This is a genomic window from Photobacterium kishitanii (assembly GCF_003026355.1).
Taxonomy (GTDB): domain Bacteria; phylum Pseudomonadota; class Gammaproteobacteria; order Enterobacterales; family Vibrionaceae; genus Photobacterium; species Photobacterium kishitanii.
Genome location: NZ_PYON01000001.1, coordinates 107,293 through 132,674 on the forward strand (window position 1 = coordinate 107,293; position 25,382 = coordinate 132,674).

The window sequence follows — 25,382 nt, forward strand, 5'->3', positions numbered from 1 at the left end:
AAGTGGACAGGAGCTTTAATGACTAAGCGAATTCAACGCTGGTTAACTATCATGGTTACCGCATTAATAATGGCATTTTCGGTATCCACTATGGCAAGTGGTAGTGATGCGAAGACAGCTGGTGAAGCCGTAGTAAAAAAAGAAGTGATCGGTTTTGCTGGAGCTGATTATTGGCGAATGGTGAAAGATGGGGAAAAGGGCTACACCACATCTGGTTGGCCTGAGCACGATGTATTGATCAGTGTTCCTGGACAAACATGGTATATCCTCAAAGAAAAGTGGATGTCACCGTTAGGTGCATTAGCCATTTTTGGTAGTCTTGTGATGGTGACGTTGGCTTATGTCGTCATTGGACCGCTTAAATTAAGTAAGCCTAAAACAGGGCGCAAAATAAAGCGTTGGAGCCGTATTGATAGGGCATTGCACTGGAGTATGGCATTTACCTTTCTTACTTTAGGGTTCAGTGGTTTAACGCTCGTTTATGGTAAACACTTTATTAAGCCAATTGTTCCTACTGAAATTTGGGGATGGATCATTTTAGCTGCCAAACAATATCATAACTATATGGGGCCTATTTTTGCGATTCTATTGCTTGCAGTATTGGTTAAGTGGTGGCGTAAAAGTACCTTTAATAAAGTCGATCTTGAGTGGTTTAAGAAAATGGGCGGTATGGTAGGTAAGCATAAAGGCTCGCATCCATCTGCTGGTTTCTCTAACGGTGGTGAGAAAGTTATTTTCTGGTTATTGATTATCTTTGGATTTTCGATTGCTGCCAGTGGTTTTGTGTTAGATTTCCCTATATTTGATCAAACTCGCCGTGATATGGAGTTATCAAACTTACTCCATATGCTATCAGCACTTATTCTAATCTGTGGCTTTATCTTCCATATTTATATTGGTTTATTTGGTATGGAAGCTGGTCTCGATGGTATGGTTACAGGTGAAGTTGATGAAACGTGGGCACGTGAACATCATAACTTGTGGTTTGATGAGGTGAAAGATTTACCTGAAAATCAACCAGGCTATGAACCAGAAAAAACGGTTTCAGATAAACCTAAACCATCAGTCGATAGTTAAGGTTAAGCATTAAAAACAAGGCCGACACAATCCATTGTGTCGGTTTTTTTATGGTCATAATTTGTCGTTAATGACAATAAAGTATTCCTTACACTAACGTCTAATAAAAAACACCGTTAAATCATATAAAATCAGTGGTATAAATAGGTTAGCAGGTTAATCATTATTACCAACATAAGGATGTTGTTATGTTATTTCCTTACAAAAATATTGTCGTGCTAACGGGGGCAGGCATTTCAGCTGAGTCGGGGATCCGTACTTTTCGTGCTGCAGACGGATTATGGGAAGAGCATCGAGTTGAAGATGTCGCAACCCCTGAAGGATATCAACGAGATCCTGAATTGGTACAAGCTTTTTATAACGCTCGTCGAGCACAGATAGAAAACGGATCTGTTACTCCTAATGCTGCTCATTATGCATTGGCAAAATTAGAAGCTGAATTAGACGGTACAGTAACTATTGTTACTCAGAATATCGACAACCTCCACGAACGAGCGGGTAGTCATAATGTTATTCATATGCATGGTGAGCTATTAAAAGTACGTTGTTGCGAGTCAGGCCAAACATTAGAGTGGCATGGTGATTTGCATACCAGTGATCATTGCCACTGTTGCCAGATTGCAGCACCGTTACGACCTGATATTGTGTGGTTTGGCGAAATGCCTATTGATATGGATAAAATTCATGATGCGATAGTGAAAGCGGATTTGTTTATTGCTATTGGAACATCAGGTAATGTTTATCCTGCAGCAGGGTTTGTCCATGAAGCATCATTGCAAGGAGCGCATACGATAGAGCTTAATTTAGAACCAAGTAATGTTGAAAATGAATTTGAAGAGAAACGTTATGGTAAGGCCTCTGAATTGGTGCCAGCTTATGTCGATGAACTATTAAAAGCGCAAGAGTAAAATTCATTTATCGCCATAATAAAAAACCGAGCTAAATGCTCGGTTTTTTGTATTTCACTAACTAATAGCAGCGATTATTCGCCAGCTTTTAGTTTTTGGAAGTACTCTTCGTAAACTTCAGTCATAGGACCAACACTGTTCTGCCATTCGCCAGCATCCATCACTGATTGTGGTGGATAGATGCTTGGATCATTTACGAAACTTGCAGGTAATAGCTTCTTCGCTGCCTCAACAGGTGTTGGGTAACCGATTTGTAGCGCAATTTTTGCTGCAATATCTGGACGAAGTAAGAAGTTGATCATCTTGTATGCATTATCAACGTGCTTGGCATTGATTGGAATCGCAAGGTTGTCCATCCAGAAGATAGCGCCTTCTTTTGGCCATACGATATCAATTGGAGCACCTTCTTTACGTGCCATGTATGCAGAGCCATTCCATAGCATACCTAATGACGTTTCACCTGCCATATAAGGGTTTGCAGGGAAGTCAGAGTTAAATACTAATACATTAGGCATTAGTTTTTTAAGTTCTTCGTAAGCGGCTTTAATTTGCTTCGGATCTTGCGTATTACCAGAGTAGCCTAATTTACGTAATGCAATTTGGAACACTTCACGTGCATCATCCATCATCATTAACTGACCCTGCCACTTAGGATCCCATAAATCAGCCCAGCTAGTGATTTTTGATTTATCAATCACATCAGTGTTAACACCGATGCCTGTTGCACCCCAAATGTAGGGAATTGAGTAATTGTTGTTAGGATCAAAAGGTTTATTTAAATAGTTTTTACCGATACCAGCAAAATTAGGGATTTTTGATTTGTCGATTTTCTTCAGCATACCTTCCTTACTCATTTTAGAAACGTAGTAAGTTGAAGGAACAATTAAATCGTAGCCTTTATCGTAAGTTTTTAATTTAGCGTACATGGTCTCATTCGACTCATAAGTCGAATAAATTACTTTAATACCGGTTTCTTTTGTGAACTGTTCTAGTACATCGTTAGGGATGTATTCAGACCAGTTGTAAAAGTATAACTTATTACTATCTGAATCTGCGGCTGTAGCAATGTTCGAATACATTGATACCGCACAAACTGCACCGGCCATCATTAAAGACCATTTTTTCATTGTTGTTAGCTCCTAACTAAACAGGATATCGAGAATGTTCTCTAGCGGCTTAAACCGCTTCTCCTAATTTTGTATTGTTTAAAATAGCATGCTTTTTAAACAAATATGAATTGGTATACGTGGCTAGTATAGCAGATAAAATCATACCTCCATCACAAATATAAACAGTTGAATGAGATATTTGTTTGCATAGCATTGATTAATAACAGGTAGTTAACTTTTATATAATATTGTTATACAAATGGATAAGAGAAGATTGTATAAAATCAGAAAAAACCGCCAAATTTGGCGGTTTAAATGAAACATTTTACTGATTTGCTTTTAACTCTAAAAAATAAGTTTCATAGCGAATATTCATTTCGCCCACTGAATCTTGCCATTCTCCACGATCCAGATCTGCTTGGGGTGGGAATAATGTTGGGTTATCTTTATATTTAGCATTCGATTTTTCAACGGCAGTGAGATAGCCCGTCTGCTCCGATATTTGTGCTGCAATATCTGGACGTAATAGGAAATCAATCATCTTATGGGCAGCATCAACATTTTGTGCATTTTTAGCAATAGCTAAACTATCAACCCAAAAAATCCCACCTTCTTTAGGCCAAATAAGTTTAATTGGTAATCCTTCTTTTTGCGCGGCTGCTGCAGAACCATTCCATAGCATGCCTAAACCAACCTCACCAGCTAGGTAGGGTACTGCTGGATTATCTGAGTTAAAGACTAATACATTAGGCATTAATTTTTTTAATTCTTCTTTAGCCTCATCAATCTCTTTAGGATTAGTTGTATTGCCTGAGTAACCTAATTTGCGTAATGCAATATGGAACACCTCACGAGTATCGTCCATTAGCATTAATTGACCTTTAAGTTCTGGGCTCCATAAATCAGCCCAACTATCAAAGTCATCAGGGTTATACATATCAGTGTTTACGGCAAGGCCTGTCATGGCAATAACATGAGGAATAGAATAATCGTTATTAGGATCAAACGGCTTATTTAGGTAATTGCTATCTAATTGATTAAAGTTGGTAAGTTTGGTCTTATCAATTTTTTGTAGCATCCCTTCATCACGCATTTTTGCTACAAAATAGGTTGATGGCACTACTAAATCATAACTACTTGGATGCGCTAGCAATTTTGAATACATTGTTTCGTTCGATTCGTAAGTCGAATAAATTACTTTAATGCCCGTTTCTTTTGTGAATTGCTCGCGCAGTTCAGTCGAGATGTAGGGGCCCCAGTTCATAAATACTAATTGTTTATCTTTAGTATTTTCAGCAAAAACATTGATGCTTGCAGATAGCAGCACAGTACTAATAAAAAGGGATGGCCATTTTTTCATTAACGTATCTTCATCATGATTTGAGAGAAAAGAGGAGCGCAATTTAGAGCAAGTTTGATGAGATTAGTAGTAAAAAAATGTGTCCATTTGTAACCGGATATTTGGCTGCTAATTAAAGAATAAATGAGAAGGGATGTATAAAAAAATGGCTAACTTTAAGTAAGTTAGCCATTCAATAATCGTTAAAGCGTTTAGATTACTTTTTTTCTCTTGCGAGTAATTGCGAACAAATTACAAGGAATAATGAAATGACCAGCATAATGGTTGCTAATGCATTAACCTCTGGAGAAATACCAACTTTAACCATTGAGTAAATCTTTAAAGGTAGAATTTCATAACTCGGCCCAGTAACGAACGAGCTCACAATTACGTCATCAAGTGACAGTGTAAAGCTTAGTAACCAACCAGCAGCAACAGCAGGTTTAGCTAGTGGTAGGATAATTTTCTTTAAAATTACCCATTCACTTGCACCTAAGTCACGCGCGGCTTCAAGCATTTTTACATCGAAACCTTTCAAACGACTATAAACAGTTACTACAACAAACGGCAGACAAAAAGTAATATGCGATAGTAATAACGTTAAGAAACCAAGATTAGCCCCAAGTAATAGGAACAAAGCCAGTAACGAGATTGCCATTACAATATCAGGAGACATCATTACTAAAAATAACATACCTGACACGAACTTCTTGCCTTTGAAGTTATAACGAAATAGGGCAACAGCTGTCAAACTACCAATCAACGATGCTGCAGTTGCTGAAATCACGGCAATTGTAATTGAGTGCCCAGCAGCTTGCATCAAGCTATCATTATTGACGAGTTCTTCATACCACTTGGTGGTAAAGCCACCCCATTTCATACCAAACTTACTGGCATTAAATGAGTTAACGATCAAGATTATAATAGGGGCATATAAAAATGCATATACCACTGACATAAAGCTGAATTTAAAGAAACGACCCATTATTCAAGCTCCACTTTCTTGTTCAGTAATTTTCCTGCTCGATAGTAGGCATATAGCATAATTGCCATCGCTAACGTCAGTGCGATACTGGTTGCAGAGCCGAATGGCCAGTCTCGCGCATTGAGCACTTGACTCTTAATCACGTTACCAATTAGTAAGTTTTTCGCGCCACCAAGTAGATCTGCTACATAGAACATACCTAATGCAGGTAGCAACACTAATAAACAACCAGCAATTATACCTGGCATTGTTAGTGGGAAAATAACTTTGATAAATGTTTGAAACTTATTCGCACCTAAATCTCGAGCGGCTTCGATATAGTTATTATCAAGCTTTTCTATGGCCGAGTACAAAGGTAACACCATGAATGGCAATAGAATGTAAACTAAGCCGATCATTACTGCATATTCGGTGTACATGATGCGAATGGGCTTATCGATAATATCTAAGTACATTAACGCATTATTTAGAATACCACGTGTACCGAGCATCAGCTTTAAGCCATATGTACGGATTAGCGAGTTAGTCCAAAAGGGTACAATAACCAAAAACAGCATAAATGGACGCCATTTTTCAGGCATCTTGGCAATGGCATACGCAAAAGGGTAACCAATCAACAAACATAATAACGTTGCTGTAATTGCCATATTAAATGAGTGCAAAAGTACTTTTGCATACATTGGATCGAAAAGACGTTCGTAGTTATCTAGTGTGAACACCATTTTGATCAGGTTTGCATCATCACGGGTTAAAAAACTCGTGCCGATAATCATAAGGTTTGGTACAAATACAAACAGTAGTAACCAACTTACAACAATCGTTATGATGATGTTTTGGAGATTAAACTTCTTGCTCATCTGCTAGCACCACTTCCCAACTTTCAACCCAAGTAATGGCAACTTTTTGATCAAGAGAGTGGTCTACGTCAGGATCATCTTCATTGAAGAACTCACTAACCATTACCGATTTTCCTGAATCTAGCTGTACCACAGAATCAAGCGTCATACCTTTATAGGTACGCTCTTTAACTTTGCCTAAAATGCCCGTTGTTTGATCGCCGTTATGAATTTCTTCAATACGAATATCTTCTGGACGTAAAAGCACTTTCACTTTATCGCCAATGGCAACATCAAGTTCACAGTGAATTAAAGAGTGACGACCTTCTAAATCTGCCATAATACGCTTACTGTCTAAGCGTTCTTTAACGATAGCATCAAACACGTTGATTTCGCCGATAAAGTGAGCAACAAACAGGTTGGTCGGCTCTTCGTAAATTTCACGAGGACTGCCATCTTGTTCAACATAACCATCACGCATAACGATGATACGGTCGGACATTGAAAGTGCTTCTTCCTGATCGTGAGTTACGAAAATAAAGGTAATGCCAAGTTTTCGCTGAAGTTGTTTCAGTTCAAGCTGCATTTGTTTACGTAATTTGTAATCAAGTGCAGAAAGTGATTCATCAAGCAAAAGAACTTTTGGTTTGTTAACAACTGCGCGTGCAATCGCAACACGTTGTTGTTGACCACCTGACAATTGATGAGGTTTACGAGGGGCAAATTTATCAAGTTGCACCATACGCAATGCTTCCATAACTCGAGGTTCAATTTCACTCGATGGCACTTTTTGCATGCGTAAACCAAACGCGACGTTCTCAAACACTGTCATATGTGGAAACAGTGCATAACTCTGAAACACCGTATTAACTAGACGTTGTTCAGCTGGAATGTCAGTAACATCTTTGCCATCGATTGTGATCTGCCCATTATCAGCAGTCTCAAAACCAGCAATTAGACGAAGTACTGTGGTTTTACCACAGCCTGATGGACCTAGGATGGTTAAAAATTCACCATCGTTTACGTCTAGGTCCAAACCTGTAATGATTTGCTTACCGTCAAAGCTTTTGCTAAGACCCTTCAGCTGGATTACAGGTTTCTTAGATGTTTTTGCAACGTTCAATTCTACGTTATCTCCACCTTGGGACTGATTGGTTAAGCCCCAATATTTTGGCTAAAATTAGGGGCGCATAATAGACCTGTAGTCTTTCAATTTAAAGCGTTTTCTCACTAAATTTATAGATTAACTGCTACTTACGTTAATGATAGCACGTTGATTCCTAGCAATAGGGGCACTATTACAAATAATACTGAAAAAATAAATTACGATTCAGTCAATAATAATAACGCTTTATTTTTACGCCCAAAAATTTATTACTTATGTTCAATCATAGTGAATGCGTTTCTTATAAAATAGAAAAAAGCGGTAGTTATCGCCTTACGATTGATTTATTGTCCGTTTTTCATGCAGTAACGGGGGGTTGAAATAAATTTTTACGCGAATAGTGTTTTTGTACAATGATGAGTAACGTACAATACGCTTACACAAATAATGATGATATGAGTATGAAAGAGACAACTAAAAAAAGTTTTCATGTTGGCGGTTCAATCGAAAAAGCAATGGTTGGCGATGTTGAGCTACAGCCAATAGCTGTTCTTCAAGAAGCGTTTAAGATAACAGCAAAGAATTTCACTAAGTTTTTACCTGCTGTTATTTGTTTGTTTATTGCACAGATTGCATTGTTACTTTTAAGCCTAAAAATACAGTTAGGTAACCCTAGTGTATTTTTTGACGCCTTTATTACGGGAAAGGGATTTACAGCAGATATTTTGAAAGCAGGCTTTATGGCTAACTTTTGGTCTGATGTTTTGATTGCTCCTTTATATGTTGGTGTTAGCTTAATGGCGCTTAATCATTCAGTAGGGCTACCAACGAAACCTAGTCAAATCGTTAAAGGTTTTTCGTTCACATTAGTATCTATTATTACTATGTTATTAATTTCCTCAATTCAGGGGATTGGTAGCAGTATCTTCCCATTGGTAGGGTTATTTTTAACAATGGCATTAAGCATGGCCATTTTACTCGTATGTGAGAAGCGAGTAACACCGATTAAAGCGATTCAATATTCATTTATGGCGACTGTTCGAAAAGTTATGCCAATGACTGCAATTTATTTAGTCGTAATGATCTTGTTTTTTGTATCTATTGTTACTGCGGGTATTGGTTTAATTTGGACATTACCATTTTTCTTTAATGTGAAAGCTATTATCTATCGTAATATGTTTGGTATTACATTACAGGTTACAGCAGCAATACCAAAAGTGGATGGGAATAAACCTGAATCAAAGTCTGATAATAATGTCAGTGAGCCGATTAACAATGATACGTTTAATGCGTAATTTAATGATAATAGCTCCAAAAAGCTCCTTTAAATAAGGGGCTTTTTTTTAACACAAAAACCTAACGCACTATAACTTTATAATTGTATCATTATTTCAAAATATCAATCTATTTAAAATAGTCAAAAACTATATGAATTTAAGAAGTAGTGCCTCTTATTTAAAAACAGGGACTAATTTTACAAAAAAGAATCACAAATGATGATGTATCTCAATGCCATTTGCTAACTATTCAATAATAATATTATTAATAGTAAATAGTGGCAGTACAAGCTGTCAGCTTCAGCAATAAAGGTTATTTAATGGATAAGTTAATAGAACGTTTTTTACGATATGTGAGCTTTGATACTCAATCTAACGGTGCAGTTTCCTCTTGTCCTAGTACATCAGGACAGCGTGTATTAGCTGAAGTGCTTCAATCGGAAATGGTTGAACTTGGACTCAGTGACATTTCTCTAGATGATAATGGCTATATTACTGCACGATTACCCGCAAATATGGCGGGTGATATTCCAGCAATTGGCTTTATTGCTCATATGGATACAGCACCGGATGCATCAGGTAAAAATGTTCGTCCACAGCTGGTTGAAAACTACCGCGGTGGTGATATTGCTTTAGGAATAGGGGATGAGGTGTTATCACCATTCCAATATCCCGATCTTAATAAGTTACATGGTCACAATATTATTACGACAGACGGAACAACCTTGCTCGGTGCTGATAATAAAGCGGGAGTTGCTGAGATAATGACGGCTATCGCTTATCTTATTGCTAACCCTAACATTAAGCATGGTGATATTTGCATTGGTTTTACACCTGATGAAGAAATCGGGCGTGGTGCGAATCTGTTTGACGTTGAAAAATTTGGGGCGCAGTGGGCTTATACTATCGATGGTGGTCCAATTGGTGAGTTGGAGTATGAAAACTTCAATGCAACCTCTGCAGATGTTATTTGCCATGGCGTAAATGTACATCCAGGTACAGCAAAAAATAAAATGGTTAACTCCATGAATATTGCGGCACAGTTTCAATTAATGATGCCAGCAGATGAAACGCCTGAATGCACTGATGGTTATCAAGGTTTTTATCACCTTAAATCAATGAACCCATCAGTTGCTCGCACTGAGCTTGGCTACATTATTCGCGATTTTAGCCGTGAAGGGCAGGAACAGCGCAAAGCCTTTATGCAACAGAAAGTTGATGAACTAAATCTACAGCTTGAAAAAGGGCGCGTAGAGTTGGTGTTGACCGATTCATATTTCAATATGCGTGAAATGGTAGAGCCATACCCACATATTATTGAATTAGCGAAATCAGCAATGATTGAATGCGATATACAACCAGAGATCAAACCGATTCGAGGTGGTACAGATGGTGCGCGTTTATCATTTAAAGGATTACCATGCCCGAATATCTTTACTGGCGGTTATAACTTTCATGGTATTCATGAGTTTATTACTGTCGAAGGGATGGAAAAGGCAGTGAATGTGATCGTAAAATTAGCTGAAAAAACAGCAGAAAAATATAGCTGATTTAACAATCAATAAATGCCCTTTATTTAAAGGGCATTTTTATAAATGAAATTATGCTCTTAAGAAAAGTAGAGATAAAAATGAAAAAAGTCGTTGTGCGATTTGAAGAACGAACAATATCTAATCTATCACCTTGTTAATTATCAGCCATTTAGACGTTAACGAAACTAAAGATGATTTCTCTATTGGTTTTACAATATAGTCGTCCATTATCTTATGTATGTCAGAGGCAATTTGCTCTCCATATTCGCCTGATAAAGCTATGATTGGCAAAGTATTATCTATTTTTTTTATCTGTTTAGCTGCATCAATTCCATTCATTCCTGGCATATGAATATCCATAAAAATCAGATCGATATTATTTTTTTTGACTTGTTCTATTGCCTCATATCCTGATGCAGCTTGTATAACATTGACCCCTTCTTTAGATAGATATGCTTTCACTAATAATCTATTAGCGTGCATATCGTCAACAACTAGGACTGTTTTATCATTAAGGTTTCCTAGTGGGGCAAATTTTGCGTCATTGATTATAGCTTCTAGTGAACACTCAAAAGCTAATGCTCCGTTAAGTGTATCAATATAGCCTTGTGCATGTTTAGAAACAGAGACACGATCGTTATTTAAATTTATTGAAGTACTATTAAAAATAAAAAGCGGTGTTATTTGAGCTAAATGACCATATTTTCCTTCACGTAGCATATTTATTTGATCGTAATGAGTAATGTATAGTCGATGATCTATTACTATAAAATTAAATGGGTGGTCTTTAAGACTTGTAAAACTCAGGTAGGGATCATTAGAGCATTCAATATCCATATTGAGCCCATTAAAATTCTCGGTAAGTTTTTTACTCAATCTAGGTGTACTTAAAATCAAACATGATTGACCTGATAAGTGTTGCTTAATTCTTGGGTTAGTTAGTTCGCCATTAGACTGAATATTGATTGCAGGGAAGGTGAGTGTGAACTCGGTGAATTCACCTAAAATAGAGCGGCAAGAGATTGAGCCACTAAATGATTCCATTACTTTCTGACAATAAGCTAAACCAAGACCATTACCTGAAATTTTCCCAAAAGAATAAAATTCATCAAATAAGTTTTCTAATTGCTCTTCTGTAATTCCAGGCCCAGTGTCACGAACATGTATCTTATTCTGTTTAAGCCCTTTTTCAAATTTAATAGTGATATGGCTCTCAGGAAAAGAGTCAAAATAATAGGCCGCATTTTTTAATAAATTAAATAAAACAAAACTAAATAAGGTATCAGAACCATAAAAATAAAAATCATTTGTTGTCTCAAGATGAATACGTTTCTTATGCTCTTCACTATAAAGACTAAAGTCATTGAGTGCTTGTGAGGTAAGAGATGCTGCAGAATAATGTTGGAAAAATGAAGTACTAATAGAGGAGCCACGTAATTCATCTAAAATAACATCGATAAATTGTGTACCTAATTGTAATGCTTTTTTGCCTTCAGATAATTCCTGATGAATTTTTTCAATCTCAATTGTCGCAAGTGAGTTTATTGATTTTTTATGGGCGCTTAAGAAGTCAGAATCAATTTTCTCAAAGTGATATTTGATTTTTGATAATGGGTTACGTATTTCATGCGCGATTGAACCTGCCAAAACTTGAGATTTACGCACTTTTTCTTCTGTGTTTATAAAACGATTAGCTCTTTCAAAAAGCCTTTGTAGTCCCATTATTTCTTCACAAGAAAATAATTCGTTGCTCATTTCTTTAGAGGTTATATAGAAATGAGTTATTTTTTTGTTCTCATCTAGTATAGGAACAACTAATGTTACATCCATTTTATGAAGTTGTTCTGAGACAAGGTGTAAGTGATTGTCTGCTGAGATATTATCATTTAACAACACATCTAGGTCTTGTTTTAATAGAATATTTCTTCCAGTCTTAAAGTAATCTCTCAGCAATTGGTTCTTATTTGACACTTGTAGAATAAGGCCATTATTAGAACAAATTACTGCATTCAGTCTTGAAATTCCCAAATCTGTTGAAATTTTAAATTCACTTATTATTTTTGTGATATTTTCAACTGGATTTCCTTTCTTATGATAAATGATTTTATTTGAAATTAGGCGAACTAAACGTAATGTTCTATTCCAAAAAAAGCCAGTAATTAATGTCCATAAAACCAAGAAAAATGGTGTTTCCTTTATGTGATATAATTCTAATAATATGACTGGAACTATATAAAATATAATATTAATGAAAGAGCTTGATGTAATAAATATTATATATTTTAAAGAGTAGAATCTACTATTGAATAAGGCGTAGCCTATTAAAAAGACTTCTATTACTGATAGGGCAGGAGGTAGCCAAGCCGCTGAGAAATTATGAAAAATCACTGCTGCTATGAAGTGAATTAAAAAGGTAGAGGAGATAAAAGCAATTATTCCTGTAATCATGTATTTTGCTTTTACTCTATTTATACAGGTATTATTTTTATGTAGGATTAATAAATTTATTATTGTTAACAAAAGTATTATTATTAACATTCCAAAGAAAATAAAACTTAACGCTCCAAAATTTATAGAAAATACCCCAATTGCCTTAATATCAATTGATATAATATTTATTTTAGGGATTATATTTGTAAGCAAGGTTATAATTATGCTTGTATATAATAGAAATTTTTGTGTATATGTGAGGCTAAAGTTTTCTTTTATTGATGTTATTCTACATGAAAACAAGTAAGCAAAAATGAAGGCTAATCCGGAGAAAATGTTCGCAGCCAGTGCTATGTTAACTGCAACCATATCGCTTCTTTCAATAAGAAGAGATGATTGAAAGTAGGCATTGGATAAAATCCACAATGAAATAAAAGAAGTGTAAATGATATAAGGGAAATATATACGTTTATCATGAGAAAGTGATGGTTTGCTGTATAAAAAACGAGCAAAATATCCAGTCCATACGGCTATTACAGCAGAAATCGCGACCAAAAAGATCGCGATAATATTTGTTGTAACAGCTTGATATAAATCAGCCATGAATTCCTGTTCTTTCAAGCTTACGCATAGTTATAATCCTTTTGTTGTAACTTCTGAAGTTACATTCCTTGAATATTTTACTCATAACCTCAGTTAGAACAATTCCCTGGTATGTTTTTAGTTTAGTTCCTTCAACGTGTTGGCTGCAAACGGAAATATATGGGCTTATTTCACAATTTTCAGAATTAACCGAATGATAAAAGCCTAATATTGATGGTTGCTCTACAATGGTATAGGCGATCTTTAATCCTATATTATATAATTCTATGGTCAAATACTTAAGTGTTAAGAAAAGAATGAAATTCAGTTTCTTATTTTCCCCACTTATTGCCATTCTTATTATCTCGCATACAAGATCTTTATTCTTTACCGATTGTAGCATTTTCCTATCTAGATTTTTAATTCTTTTTTCTTGTGCCAAATAATTGACATCATCTTCATACATACCGCAATTATTTAATGTATTTAGATTCTCATTTGATAGCTCAATTGTCCAATTTTCTGTTTGAAAAAATGGTTGAAAAGTTAACCACTTGTGCTGATTATTCCCCCGTTGAATAAGAGCCGTCGATAATAACAATGGTAATTCGCCATTATTTTCTTGGTATAGGATAAAGTGTTCACTGCTTAAAGACACATCTAAACAATAAAGCATTTCATACCAATGCTGTTGTTTGATAAATGTTTCTATGTTTATTAGTAGGTTAGCTGAAGATAGATCCAGTGCAACATTACTAAATGCTGTATGAAATAGTCGCGTATCATTTTCGATGTTACTAACAATTTCATATTTATAACTATCATCCTCATCACAGGTGTTTGAAAGCACAAAGTGTTCAACTTTATGGTTGTTTTGAGTTTTTGTAGCTTTTGACGTTATTTTATAACATTCATAAGTAGCCCAACACTCAAGAATATTTTCAAAATATTTAGTTGCACACTTTTCAATGAGTCTAAATAGTGGCGGTAAACCAAATAATAAATTTTCACTTATATTTTTTTTAGCAATATATGATGTTAATATTGTATATAAATTTCCTTTTAGAGGTCTTTTGGTGTGATTTTTTTCAATTTCTTTTATTCGGTATGAGACAATCTTTTGGAAAATATCAATATTACCGCTTATTTCTATGTAAGTATCAATTGCGCATAAAAGTTCATTCTGATTATTTTTGTTTACGTTAACACTATTTTTTAATAAGGACTTTAGCTCAAGTTCTACGTGGGCGCTATCGTTTAAACTTTTTTCTTTAAGTAAGTACATTTTCTTAACCTCGACTAATAAAATATCTAGTTAAGTGTACTTATATGCATTGTTTCTTATAATTGTAATTTTGTAAAAAAAATTTTTTTAGTTTAATGTTCCAAGTATACGTGTTTAGTGATGAATTTATATTTATCAGACTATCTTTTATATATAGAGATTCTGAAGCAACTAATCACATAGGATTCCCATTGTTAAATATCCTACAGATAAGCCCCATGTAGTTACGCTAAACCCTGCAATTAAGTATGTTATTAACCACCAAAAATGGGTTAGTGAAAAGCGAGCAGAAAAAAAGGAGCGCTATCATTTTCAGAGCAAGCTCAGTAATTAATAATCCTGCTGATGTTTAAATGCAAGACATACCAACTCCCATAGCGAATCAGACTATAGCTATTGCAGTTTGTGCTTCGTTACCGTTCAGAATCTTATGCACATAAACCACGGTATTAACTAATACCACCGCTGATGCACTCGCCGCTGATAGGTAAGCAAACCACAATGATTTAAGAGAGGGATGGTTTAAGTAATTCTTAATGTTTCCTAATACTGATGAAATATTAACAGTGTCAGAGCGATCGATTATGACTTTAGAAGCTTACACGTAAATATTGATACAGCAGAAACAATAAATGTTATTGCATCAAATATAAATAAAGACCAACAATTAAAAAAAGAGCGGTAAGAAGTGGGCTCAACAACTGCTATAAATCATAAGCCATTCTGTTGTGTATTGATGCTTGAGCGGCAAAATCGTTGGGAGCGTCGATTGAAATAGTGGTGTATAAGAAAAAAGATTAAAACATTATTCAAACTAAGGTACGGAATAAATAGCTGCACCTTAGTTTGGATACTTAAAAACGAATTGCTTACTCGTGATCTGTACCTTTAAGCATTTCGTTTAGCTTTTTCAAAATAGTATGAACGGCGTGTCCTTTTGTCACTTCACCACCTTGCTCAACGTCAATTTTCTGCTTGCCGTATAAGCCTGTTTCTTCTTCAGCGATATGAAGCCAGTCTGGATGCCAGTAAAAAGATTGACCGCCATCTGTGATCCAATTATGTACACCACAGTTCTCACCACGGTAGTTAAGATCTTTAGCTTGGTAAGCCATAATTTATCCTTTGTTTTATAGTTAGTTATTTCAGAACAATATAGAAAATCAGAACACTAAACCGTGATCTAAGTATAATATTTATCGTGTATGTAACCAATTATTAATGCGTAGTGTGATATATACTTTCTGGAACTGTCTTGTCGCAGATTTACAGTTCCACTATGCCTACTGATGAAATCCACACCATTTTAAAATATGTTCAGCAAGTGCCTGATTGTGACATTGTGTTGTGCGGTAAAACTCAGCTTATACTGAAGCCACCAGCGAACGAGCTCTTAACGAAATTCGTAAATATTATAATAACTGGTGATACTCACCAAGTTGTTGTTAGTGCAAAGATTTGGCTTGATTTAATGCATAAGACAGCATCAAAAGGCACCGCGATAAGGCATTTACAAAAATAATTTGGTTTTACGTTCAAAGAAAGTATGAGTTTTGGTGACTTTTGCGTACCATTCGATGGGATCGGTATAATCTCTGCTAACCTTAAGCCTATTTTTATTGGGCTCTCTAATACAAATAGCGCATTAAAATGATTGTCATAAAAAGGTGCGAGACGCGTTTCACTAAATTATGACGCCTAATGACTGAGTGAGGATCACTTTAAAATATGAATAATAAAGCCATAGTGAGTTATGTCTGGCTGTTGTAAAAACACTATGGCTAATATCGAAACTTACTGGTTATAACGTTCCATTAAATGTTCTTTAAAGAAACGAGGATTTAATGTATCACCCGTCGCTTGTTTAACTAATTCATCCGTTGAAAGCGTACATCCTTTTGACCAGATATTCGTTTCAAGCCATGCGAAAATAGGTGATAAATCTCCTGATGTGATTGCAGCTTCAACATCGACTACTTTCTTCATCGCAGCCATAAACTGCGCAGCATACATTGCACCTAAAGTATAGCTAGGGAAATAGCCAAAGCTACCGTCGGTCCAGTGAATATCTTGCATGCAACCATCTTTAAAATTACCCAATGTCGATAGGCCAAGATATTGAGTCATTTTTTGATCCCAAATAATCGGAATATCATCAACCTCAATATTACCCTCAATCAAATCACGTTCTATTTCATAACGTAAAATAACATGCGCAGGGTAGGTGACTTCATCCGCATCAACACGAATAAAACCCGGTTTAACTCGCGTATTCATTAGGTACAGGTTCTCAACAGATAATGAACTATCTTTTGAATTAAAAGCCTGTTGAATCATAGGCGCTAATAAACGACTAAATGACGAACTACGCGATAATTGCATTTCACAAAATAAACTTTGTGATTCGTGTATCCCCATTGAGCGTGCCTCACCAACAGGTAGATCACGCCATTGTTTAGGTAAACCTTGTTCATAACGCGCATGACCTGTTTCATGGATAACGCCCATGAGTGCAGACGTGAAATCACTTTCATCATAGCGGGTAGTAATACGTACATCCGTTGGTACGCCACCACAAAATGGATGAGTACTGATATCTAATCGACCATGTTCAAAATCAAAGCCGAGTAATTTCATCGCTTCAAGGCTTAGCGCTTGTTGTTGTTCGATAGAAAACGGAGCTGATAGTGGTAATACGGCGTCACTCGTCTGTTTAGCTTCTACTTGTTGGATTAATTGAGGTAGCCATGATTTTACATCTGCAAAAATACCGTCTAATACAGCAGATGTCATACCTGGCTCATAAATATCTAATAATGCATCATAGCGACTTAATCCCGTCGCTTGTGCACGAATAGATGCTTCTTTACGGGCTAATTCAACAACAGGTTTCAAATTAGCTTTAAAACCTTCCCAATCATTCTCTTTACGTTGTGAACGCCAAGCATGTTCACATTGAGAACCTGTAAGTGATTGTTGCTCTACAAGATCTGCGGGTAAAATATTTTGCATCGTCCATTGACGTTTAAGAGCTAAAAGACTAATACGTTGCTCTGGTGTGAGATCTTCTGTCTCTGCTTTTGTAAACCAATCTTCTAGGTAATCGGCAGTTGCTAGTTCATGAGAAATAACGGCAAGTTCAGCCATTGCTTCTGAGCGCGCTTGTGCACCACCATTAGGCATGATTGCAGCCTGATCCCAACCGCAAATAGCATTGAGATGCCCAAGGCGAGAAAGTTTTTTAGCATGACGTTCTAATTTATTGTAATAGTTCATACTTGTTCCTAATTGATAAACAGCAATAAAATAAATTTAACCCAACTTTTCACTATTTAATAGAAATACTCTATGTGTCGAGTAATAAAAATGCGAACATAGCAGTAATTATTAATTTAAAATGAAAATAAGCAGTAATTAATTGCTATTAATGATTTATATTTAGCGCTATTAACGTTATAAATGTAATTAGTAATAGCAATTAGTAAGACAATGTTACGAAGTCCTGTTTTATTATATTTTTTCGCTATACTGGCAATCATATAAATACCTATTAGGTTATTATCTGCAAGTCCTCAATAGCTATGTAGATTGATATTATCGTTTTTTAAAGGAATTTTGCCTCACATGGAAAAGACGACTCGGTTTTTCTCTCTGGTTGGTGCTACAGCGCTTTACTCTTTATCATTTTCAGCGTCTGCAGCTATGCCGACGGTAGTGCCTGATGCACCAACGTTAAGTGCTAAAGGCTATGTATTGATGGATTACAATACAGGTAAGGTTCTCGTAGAAAAAGATGCTAACGTTAGACTAAATCCAGCTAGCTTGACGAAATTAATGACAAGTTATGTCGCTGGTCAAGAAATGAAGCAGGGTAACATCAGCGATAAAGATCGTGTTGTTATTAGCCGTAATGCTTGGGCTAAAAATTTCCCTGATTCTTCAAAAATGTTCATTGAAGTAGGTAGTGAAGTACCTCTAATGGATCTATTCCGTGGCTTGATTGTTCAGTCAGGTAACGATGCGAGTGTCGCAATAGCAGAACATGTTGCTGGCTCTGAGCAATCTTTCGTGAGTTTAATGAACTCATGGGCGAAAAAGCTAGGTATGAATAATTCTCATTTTGCTAACCCGCATGGTTTAGATCATGGAGACTTATATACAACGCCTTATGATATAGCGCTACTTGGTCAAGCTCTTATCCGTGATTTACCTACAATTTACCCGTTGTACAGTGAAAAATCATTTACTTATAATAACATTACCCAACGTAATCGTAATGGCTTGTTAAATGATCCAAGCATGAATGTTGACGGTATGAAGACAGGTTACACCAGCGGAGCAGGTTATAGCCTAACCAGTTCAGCGACTGAAGGTGACATGCGCTTGATTGCTGTTGTTATGGGTACAAAAAGTACCAAAACACGTGAAATTGAGAGTAAACAATTATTAAACTATGGTTTCCGCTTTTTTGAAACAGTAACGCCACACAAAGCGGGCGATGAAATCATAACTGAACGCGTATGGTTTGGTGATAAAGATCAGGTTAAATTAGGCGTCGATGAAACAAGTTATGTGACCCTGTCACGTAATGACACTAAGAAACTGACAGCTAGTGTTGAATTGAATAGTGAACTTGAAGCACCTATTGCTAAAGGTCAGCAAGTTGGTGAAATTATTTACTCGGTAAATGATAAAGAAGTAGGCAAACAACCACTTGTTGCCCTAGAGCCTGTTGATGAAGGTAGTTTCTTTAGCCGTATCATTGATCAAGTACATAAATTTGTGATGAGCTTTTTTAAGTAATTACGATTTCATTTAACGTAAAAAAGCCCAGCCATTGTGCGCTGGGCTTTTTTATTGCGCATAGCTATTTCCAGTCAACAATAAAATACGTATAATTCACGCCCTATAAATTCTTATCCCGCAATTCTACTATCGATGTTGTCGGTAGTTCGAGAAGTAGTAATGAATCAGACAGATAACCGTAAAGAAACACTTGAATATAACAAACTTCAAAAACGTCTTCGCCGCAATATGGGTAACGCCATTATTGATTACAACATGATCGAAGAAGGTGATGTTGTTATGGCATGTATTAGTGGTGGCAAAGATTCATTTGCGATGCTGGATATTCTGCTTAATTTACAGAAAGCGGCGCCTATTAATTTTGACGTTGTCGCGGTTAACCTTGATCAAAAGCAACCTGGATTTCCTGAGCATATTTTGCCAGAGTATTTTCAAAGCTTAAATATTCCTTACTACATTGTCGATAAAGATACTTATTCTGTTGTTAAAGAAAAAGTTGAAGAAGGCAAGACAACCTGTGGCTTATGTTCACGTTTACGCCGTGGTACGTTGTATTCATTTGCTGAGAAAATTGGTGCGACTAAAATTGCATTAGGACACCATTTAGACGATATCGTTGAAACATTATTCTTAAATATGTTCCATGGCTCACGCTTAAAAGCAATGCCACCTAAATTGCGTTCAGATGATGGCCGTAACGTAGTAATTCGTCCGTTAACATACTGCCGTGAAAAAGATCTGATCAAATACGCAGAATATAAGCAGTTCCCAATTATTCCTTGTAACCTTTGTGGTTCACAAGAGAATCTACAGCGTCAAAGTATTAAAGCAATGTTGATTGATTGGGATAAAAAGACACCGGGTCGTGTTGATGCTATTTTCAAATCAATTCAAAATATTAGCCCAAGTCAGTTGGCAGATAAGAACTTGTTTGATTTTGTTAATTTACCATTGGATCGTGAAGGTGATAGGGCTGAATATGCTTTCACCGAAGCAACTGTATCATCGACTAATATTGATGAAAATATGTTCATTGATGTAACTAACGTTTAACGACGGTTGTTAATAAAACGACACCTTACTAATGAGTCGGTGTCGTTTTACTATTTTATGTTTAAGAATTTCTCAGAAAATTGTTGTCTGTTTTTATTAATTGCTTGATTATTATTATCAATTAACTGATCTTTACTTGCTATCCAGCCTTTATTTTTTATTGTTCTTAAATGATATTCTTGTTTATCATCAGTAATAAAACTTCCTTCCGTAATTGCTTTAATTTGCGTTATTTTGCCTATATCTTGACGCTGAGTATTTTGTAATTCCCATACCACAATATCGTTCTTTTTCCTTTGAATCGATGCAATTATAATTTGTTGTTTACCCTTATCTGGCAATGAGAGTATTAGGCTATCACCGATAGCTAACTGTTTAAGCAATGTTGTATCGACTTGTATTATGGTGGAATCACTAGGTAAAAATATTTGCTGCTCTAATTCAATTTGCTCTTTTAAGTTCGGCAGATAAATCCATAAGTCACTACCAGTTAATAAATTAATATTACTGTCGATTGCTAATGATTGACTGCTTTCCATCAATGAGGGTGATTCATTATCATCATGGAATGGATTACTTACTAAGAGATTGTTATCAGATAAAGGTATAACTAGTGTGTCATTATCTCTCTTTGCAATAAGCTCATCAAAATTGTCAGGTATAGGTAAAACCCCATTGCTATGGTCATTAGCCTTAACAGTAGGAGAGCTATGTCTAACCTTAATATCTATTGATGAGGAAGGAGGCGCATAGTAAGCATAATAAACATACATACCAACAACCATCATAGAGAGAAGAGAGATATAACGCTTATTCATTTTATTACTCAGTAATATTTAAATGTACGTTAAGGCGGAGGTCGTGTTTAAAGCGACGATAATGTAACCCTCGAACCGTGATAGGAAAACTACCTTTATATTCTCCTATGTCTAATTTTGGGTTATCGTCAGCAATAAAACTTATTCTAAGCTCACCATAAATAGGCCCAGTCTTACGGCAATAAGCTGCGTTATTCATCATCGACCAACCACAGCCGAGATAACGTTCACCTCGTAAAATAATGCTTTTTACCGCTCCTGTTTGGTTATTTTTTACATCAACATTGATTTTGCTATACAGACCAGTACGCCGACTCCATTGTGGTCTATTTGTCCCTATTTTATTAGGTGACTGATAATAGACTGTGCCATGTATCGTACGCTCGAATCGTTCACTTATAAAAGGTGATTCTGCTGTTATTGTGCCATCAATTGGTAGGGCTTCATTAATAGTGATATCAGCATTTATAGTGACAGTATCATTATAATTACGGTTATAAAGACTTTTAGCACTAAAAGTAAATTCGCCACTATAGCGACCTATAGGTAAATTAGGGTTATCTTTTTGATCAAAGTGTAATTTTAATTGACCAAGGTTTGCAGCTGGATAACACCAAGCACTATTATTAATTTTACCCCATCCACAATGTGTTTTACGTTGTCCTTGTAACCACACAAGATAAGCAATATTTGTTTGTTGGTGAATAAGTTTAGTTGAAAATAATGTAGTAGCATTAGGATAACGCCATATATAACGAGTAGGGCCATTAATCACATTGTTATTTTTTAAATAGTAAATGGATCCTCTTACATTTTTCTCTAACGGATCCGTTTCTAAGATGGTTTTCTCTGTTAATAGAAAGATAGGTTCTTTTGTATCAGTGGGGATATCGTCAACTGTTTTTAACATCGGAACAATACTTTGTAACCACGAACTATTTAAAGCAATGGGGGCATGGCCTGAATAACCGTATTGCCATCCAAACCACCATGATGAAATACCAACAGCAACATCGCTGCCTTTACGCTGTTGCCAAATGGCAGAGCCGCTATCACCAGGTGAAGCAAATGCCCATGATGGTGTGTTTTCAATTGCATGGTTAATTAGGCAATCTTGATATGAAAACCGTAATTGACCGGTACCACTACGTTTACCAAGCCAACCTAATTGACCTAAAGAACGCGATCCAAAAATACCAAAGCCTGTTAAATTTATAGCATCCAGCAAAAGGTCAGAATTGAAATGATTATCTATATATGGCTGCTTAATCACATTACCATTTTTATCTAACGGATCTGTAATTTTAGGGATTTTTGCTACAGCAATATCAGAACTACACCCTGTATATTTATTGAAGTAGTTTGTTGATATTCCTGAGCTAATTATGGTGCCATCATATAATTTGAAGCTAACATATTGACCTTGATGCTGGTCTTTGTGGTAACCATATAAGCAATGCGCAGCTGTTAAAATATAACTATATTGTTGATCACTGCCAAGCCAAGTCCCAGAACAATAACCTCGCCCAATAACCAATCCAACGTAATTATATTTTTGTTGATTTGCTTGTAAGTGCAATTTAGTGCTAACGTTGTTCACTAATACAGGATCTAAACTGCCACCTAGCTCAATATATTTGCTGTCATTAATACCAATAGAATATCCATTAAAAGAGAGTAAACATATAAATAGCACTACTATTTTATGAATCTTACACATAATGAACTACTTAATTACTAACTAATAGCTACAGTGTAGTGCAATATTCTTTATATAATTGTTTATTGATTTTTAGTAATCGTAAGAATCCATATCGATCATTTTTATTTATTGATATTATTAAAAAAACATATGTCTTAGGATTGAGAATGATCAAATCACAGTTAATTATACTGACAAGTCTTAGCGTAATAATTATGGGTTGTAGCTCACATCAAGCACAACAACTGGGATTTCAAGATAGTAGTGTTAACAGCTATGCTCGGCATATGTCTAATAGTCAACTTTGTGCCACTTATCTTGGTGAACGTTCAACAAATCAGACTCGTGTATCTTTGGCGGCAGAATGGCAGCATAGAAAACTAAGTCATGCTTATTGTTCAGAATTAGAAAATGAATGGTATTTAACTAAGTTTACTAAGTGGTTAATGAATGAAAAAGCAGCAAAGCCTAAATAATAAAAACGCCTCAATTGAGGCGTTTATTCAAAATAATAATATGACTTACTAATCAATTGAATTTGGCGCTAACGGGCTAATATAACCATCAGGTTTTAAGGCCAGTAAATCACAATTTAAACTATCTATAATATTCTCTGCAGTATTACCAATAAATACAGCTGACAACCCGGTACGACCAGTGGTACCAAGAATCACAAGTTCTGCATTAATTTCATCAGCAACTTTTGGAATAACATCTTCAGCTAAACCTTCTACAACATGCGTTTGCTCTTCGTCAATTGTGTACTTTTGACGTAAAGCTTTCATTGTCATCAAGTGATGTCCACGAACAGCGTCGGTGTATGATGCCGGATCAAACTCAGGTAATTCAATGGTAATATTTACTGGTGTTGCAGGGTAGGCATTAACTAAATTAACATGTGCATGAGTGATTGATGAGAAGGCAATGGCTTCTTTTACAATTTTATCGTTAAGATCTTCATGGGTTTCATCTTCAGCCGATAAATTCACACACGCAAGAACATTACCATTAGATGGCCAGTTTTCCCCTTTTACTAATAAGACAGGGATAGGGCATTTACGTAATAAATGCCAATCAGTTGGCGTAAAAATAACCGAACCTAATTTATCATGCTCATAGGTGGCTTTTATTAGTAAATCAATATCTTGGCTAAATACATCAGCTATAATAGATTCGTAAGGGCGATTATGCCATACGACTTTTATTTCGATGTTAATATCTTTATCTGTATGAGGTTCTATGATTTCTTTGAGCCATTCTTCACGTTGCATAACGACACCACGACGCATTGCATCACGTTCGTCTGAAGAAAGCATTGATGTCATTTCATACGAAAAGTCATAAATAGCGAGGAATATAATAATTTTCACATCATCACAAGTCTTAGCTAAATGAATAGCACGAGATATTGCAGGCTGTTGTTCTCGTTCAGGATCCGCAACAACAAGTATGTTTTTATATTTTTGCATAATAATGTCTCCCTACGGCAGAATCTCTTTTTGAATGAATAAAAACAAAGAGAACACCTTTACCGTTGCATTTGTCTGATACACTTTTAAATCAAGTGATTAAAAAATTAACATAATATTTACTGTACTCTAAAGTAACCAATATGGGGAGTAGTTTGAGCAAGAAAATGCAAAAATGGGACAAAGGAACAATTATATACATTCACAATACAGATAGATTGTTAATTAAGAAAGGTGATAGATATAAAAACAGGCACTAAATAATGCCTGTTTATAAATTGATTAGATAGGGTATTTTGCTACTACAAATTATTACTCTTGCTGACACCAGCAAGTTTTGCTAACTCATCATGATCTAGGATCGTAATGTATTTACCTTTTACACTTAACATTTCAGTTTTTTGAAAACGACCCAATAAGCGACTTATATATAGTTTCAACAGTTAAGCCTAAATAGTTACCAATGTCACCACGTGTCATGGTTAAACGGAACTCGCGAGGAGAGAAACCACGTTGAGAAAAACGTAATGATAAATTGTAAAGGAACGCAGCTAAACGCTCTTCTGCATTTTTCTTAGACAATAGTAAAATCATTTCTTGATCGCCTTTGATTTCACTACTCATCAAACGCATGATCTGTTGGCGAAGTTTTGGCATTTTACCTGATAAATCATCAAGAATTTCAAATGGTATTTCACATACCATTGATGTTTCTAATGATTGTGCAAAGCTAGGATGTTGCATTTCATTGATCGCATCAAAACCAACTAAATCACCGGCTAAGTGGAATGCAGTGATCTGCTCATCACCTTGCTCTGTAATAGTATAGCTTTTTATTGTACCTGAACGAATAGCATACAAAGATTTAAGCTCATCGCCAGCTTTAAAGAGTTCTTGACCTTTCTGAATCGGCTTTTTACGTTCAATTATTTGATCCAGCTGATCTAACTCTGATTCATTCAAAGTGAATGGAATACACAGTTGGCTAATGCTGCAATCTTGACAGTGAATAGCACACCCACCGGATTGAATGCGTTTTGTGGTGAATTTTTCTGAAATCATATGCCTA

At 35.7% G+C, this 25,382-nt stretch carries 18 protein-coding genes and 3 pseudogenes; 7 read left to right on the plus strand and 14 right to left on the minus strand.

The window, feature by feature from the left end:
- Positions 1-69: 69 nt before the first annotated feature.
- Complete coding sequence (locus tag C0W29_RS00465; protein ID WP_235861985.1) at positions 70-1,077, plus strand: formate dehydrogenase subunit gamma; 1,008 nt, start codon at positions 70-72, stop codon at positions 1,075-1,077.
- 179 nt (positions 1,078-1,256) lie between these two features.
- Positions 1,257-1,985 (plus strand): annotated as a pseudogene (gene cobB, locus C0W29_RS00470) (Sir2 family NAD+-dependent deacetylase); the annotation flags it as partial.
- Between the two features lie 74 nt (positions 1,986-2,059).
- Here cobB and C0W29_RS00475 read toward each other — a convergent pair.
- The 5 genes from C0W29_RS00475 to potA all read right to left on the minus strand — a co-directional run bounded on the left by C0W29_RS00475 (position 2,060) and on the right by potA (position 7,377).
- On the minus strand, positions 2,060-3,112 hold the full coding sequence (locus C0W29_RS00475) for an extracellular solute-binding protein (RefSeq protein ID WP_045042028.1): 1,053 nt from the start codon (positions 3,110-3,112) through the stop codon (positions 2,060-2,062).
- Positions 3,113-3,419: 307 nt separating this feature from the next.
- Complete coding sequence (locus C0W29_RS00480; protein ID WP_045042027.1) at positions 3,420-4,454, minus strand: extracellular solute-binding protein; 1,035 nt, start codon at positions 4,452-4,454, stop codon at positions 3,420-3,422.
- 196 nt (positions 4,455-4,650) lie between these two features.
- Positions 4,651-5,418, minus strand: coding sequence for a spermidine/putrescine ABC transporter permease PotC (gene potC / locus C0W29_RS00485; RefSeq protein ID WP_036794711.1), 768 nt, complete (start codon positions 5,416-5,418; stop codon positions 4,651-4,653).
- On the minus strand, positions 5,418-6,275 hold the full coding sequence (gene potB / locus C0W29_RS00490; protein ID WP_036794710.1) for a spermidine/putrescine ABC transporter permease PotB: 858 nt from the start codon (positions 6,273-6,275) through the stop codon (positions 5,418-5,420). Before potB ends, potC begins: the two co-directional genes overlap by 1 nt.
- Positions 6,259-7,377: a spermidine/putrescine ABC transporter ATP-binding protein PotA gene (gene potA / locus C0W29_RS00495; RefSeq protein WP_036794708.1), complete on the minus strand. Its 1,119-nt coding sequence runs from the start codon at positions 7,375-7,377 to the stop codon at positions 6,259-6,261. Before potA ends, potB begins: the two co-directional genes overlap by 17 nt.
- 443 nt (positions 7,378-7,820) lie before the next feature.
- On the opposite strand from potA, the gene C0W29_RS00500 reads away from it, so the two are divergent.
- Both C0W29_RS00500 and pepT read left to right on the plus strand, forming a co-directional pair.
- The gene (locus C0W29_RS00500) at positions 7,821-8,654 is read left to right on the plus strand and encodes a DUF2189 domain-containing protein (RefSeq protein ID WP_045044596.1); all 834 of its coding nucleotides are present in this window, start codon (positions 7,821-7,823) and stop codon (positions 8,652-8,654) included.
- 302 nt (positions 8,655-8,956) lie between these two features.
- The gene (gene pepT, locus C0W29_RS00505; RefSeq protein ID WP_045044523.1) at positions 8,957-10,186 is read left to right on the plus strand and encodes a peptidase T; all 1,230 of its coding nucleotides are present in this window, start codon (positions 8,957-8,959) and stop codon (positions 10,184-10,186) included.
- Between the two features lie 120 nt (positions 10,187-10,306).
- Here the strand turns inward: pepT and C0W29_RS00510 are convergent, their stop codons facing one another.
- From C0W29_RS00510 to C0W29_RS00540, 5 genes and pseudogenes are all read right to left on the minus strand, one after another.
- A complete protein-coding gene (locus C0W29_RS00510) occupies positions 10,307-13,201 on the minus strand; it encodes a hybrid sensor histidine kinase/response regulator (protein ID WP_107174208.1) in 2,895 nt (964 codons plus the stop codon).
- The gene (locus tag C0W29_RS00515) at positions 13,194-14,465 is read right to left on the minus strand and encodes an acyl-homoserine-lactone synthase (protein ID WP_045044522.1); all 1,272 of its coding nucleotides are present in this window, start codon (positions 14,463-14,465) and stop codon (positions 13,194-13,196) included. The genes C0W29_RS00510 and C0W29_RS00515 overlap by 8 nt, the downstream gene beginning before the upstream one ends.
- An 869-nt stretch (positions 14,466-15,334) precedes the next feature.
- Positions 15,335-15,580, minus strand: a complete 246-nt coding sequence (locus C0W29_RS00525) for a hypothetical protein (RefSeq protein ID WP_045042024.1) — start codon at positions 15,578-15,580, stop codon at positions 15,335-15,337.
- Between the two features lie 448 nt (positions 15,581-16,028).
- A pseudogene (locus C0W29_RS21965) lies at positions 16,029-16,139 on the minus strand (flavin oxidoreductase); the annotation flags it as partial.
- Between the two features lie 120 nt (positions 16,140-16,259).
- Positions 16,260-17,741, minus strand: coding sequence for a carboxypeptidase M32 (locus C0W29_RS00540; RefSeq protein WP_045044521.1), 1,482 nt, complete (start codon positions 17,739-17,741; stop codon positions 16,260-16,262).
- Positions 17,742-18,089: 348 nt separating this feature from the next.
- Between C0W29_RS00540 and C0W29_RS00545 the strand changes: the two genes are divergently transcribed.
- A complete protein-coding gene (locus C0W29_RS00545) occupies positions 18,090-19,268 on the plus strand; it encodes a D-alanyl-D-alanine carboxypeptidase family protein (RefSeq protein ID WP_045044520.1) in 1,179 nt (392 codons plus the stop codon).
- A 162-nt stretch (positions 19,269-19,430) separates the two neighbouring features.
- Positions 19,431-20,324, plus strand: a complete 894-nt coding sequence (gene ttcA, locus C0W29_RS00550; protein ID WP_045042021.1) for a tRNA 2-thiocytidine(32) synthetase TtcA — start codon at positions 19,431-19,433, stop codon at positions 20,322-20,324.
- 50 nt (positions 20,325-20,374) lie between these two features.
- Here the strand turns inward: ttcA and C0W29_RS00555 are convergent, their stop codons facing one another.
- Entirely contained in the window at positions 20,375-21,142 is a 768-nt protein-coding gene (locus C0W29_RS00555) for a hypothetical protein (protein ID WP_052671565.1), read from the minus strand.
- Between the two features lie 4 nt (positions 21,143-21,146).
- Positions 21,147-22,862: a trypsin-like serine protease gene (locus C0W29_RS00560; protein ID WP_045044519.1), complete on the minus strand. Its 1,716-nt coding sequence runs from the start codon at positions 22,860-22,862 to the stop codon at positions 21,147-21,149.
- Positions 22,863-23,011: 149 nt separating this feature from the next.
- Between C0W29_RS00560 and C0W29_RS00565 the strand changes: the two genes are divergently transcribed.
- Positions 23,012-23,320 carry a hypothetical protein gene (locus C0W29_RS00565; protein WP_045044518.1) on the plus strand — a complete coding sequence of 103 codons (309 nt, stop codon included), beginning with the start codon at positions 23,012-23,014 and terminating at the stop codon, positions 23,318-23,320.
- 48 nt (positions 23,321-23,368) lie between these two features.
- Here the strand turns inward: C0W29_RS00565 and uspE are convergent, their stop codons facing one another.
- A complete protein-coding gene (uspE, locus tag C0W29_RS00570; protein WP_045044517.1) occupies positions 23,369-24,313 on the minus strand; it encodes a universal stress protein UspE in 945 nt (314 codons plus the stop codon).
- Between the two features lie 302 nt (positions 24,314-24,615).
- Positions 24,616-25,375 (minus strand): annotated as a pseudogene (locus C0W29_RS00575) (FNR family transcription factor).
- Positions 25,376-25,382 lie beyond the last annotated feature (7 nt).

Excerpts from the sequence above, each read along its gene's own strand:
- C0W29_RS00465 (WP_235861985.1), top strand. The coding sequence starts at position 70 with ATGGCATTTTCGGTATCCACTATGGCAAGTGGTAGTGATGCGAAGACA.
- C0W29_RS00475 (WP_045042028.1), bottom strand. The coding sequence starts at position 3,112 with ATGAAAAAATGGTCTTTAATGATGGCCGGTGCAGTTTGTGCGGTATCA.
- C0W29_RS00480 (WP_045042027.1), bottom strand. The coding sequence starts at position 4,454 with ATGAAAAAATGGCCATCCCTTTTTATTAGTACTGTGCTGCTATCTGCA.
- potC (WP_036794711.1), bottom strand. The coding sequence starts at position 5,418 with ATGGGTCGTTTCTTTAAATTCAGCTTTATGTCAGTGGTATATGCATTT.
- potB (WP_036794710.1), bottom strand. The coding sequence starts at position 6,275 with ATGAGCAAGAAGTTTAATCTCCAAAACATCATCATAACGATTGTTGTA.
- C0W29_RS00500 (WP_045044596.1), top strand. The coding sequence starts at position 7,821 with ATGAAAGAGACAACTAAAAAAAGTTTTCATGTTGGCGGTTCAATCGAA.
- pepT (WP_045044523.1), top strand. The coding sequence starts at position 8,957 with ATGGATAAGTTAATAGAACGTTTTTTACGATATGTGAGCTTTGATACT.
- C0W29_RS00510 (WP_107174208.1), bottom strand. The coding sequence starts at position 13,201 with ATGGCTGATTTATATCAAGCTGTTACAACAAATATTATCGCGATCTTT.
- C0W29_RS00515 (WP_045044522.1), bottom strand. The coding sequence starts at position 14,465 with ATGTACTTACTTAAAGAAAAAAGTTTAAACGATAGCGCCCACGTAGAA.
- C0W29_RS00525 (WP_045042024.1), bottom strand. The coding sequence starts at position 15,580 with ATGGCTTACCAAGCTAAAGATCTTAACTACCGTGGTGAGAACTGTGGT.
- C0W29_RS00540 (WP_045044521.1), bottom strand. The coding sequence starts at position 17,741 with ATGAACTATTACAATAAATTAGAACGTCATGCTAAAAAACTTTCTCGC.
- C0W29_RS00545 (WP_045044520.1), top strand. The coding sequence starts at position 18,090 with ATGGAAAAGACGACTCGGTTTTTCTCTCTGGTTGGTGCTACAGCGCTT.
- ttcA (WP_045042021.1), top strand. The coding sequence starts at position 19,431 with ATGAATCAGACAGATAACCGTAAAGAAACACTTGAATATAACAAACTT.
- C0W29_RS00555 (WP_052671565.1), bottom strand. The coding sequence starts at position 21,142 with ATGAATAAGCGTTATATCTCTCTTCTCTCTATGATGGTTGTTGGTATG.
- C0W29_RS00560 (WP_045044519.1), bottom strand. The coding sequence starts at position 22,862 with ATGTGTAAGATTCATAAAATAGTAGTGCTATTTATATGTTTACTCTCT.
- C0W29_RS00565 (WP_045044518.1), top strand. The coding sequence starts at position 23,012 with ATGATCAAATCACAGTTAATTATACTGACAAGTCTTAGCGTAATAATT.
- uspE (WP_045044517.1), bottom strand. The coding sequence starts at position 24,313 with ATGCAAAAATATAAAAACATACTTGTTGTTGCGGATCCTGAACGAGAA.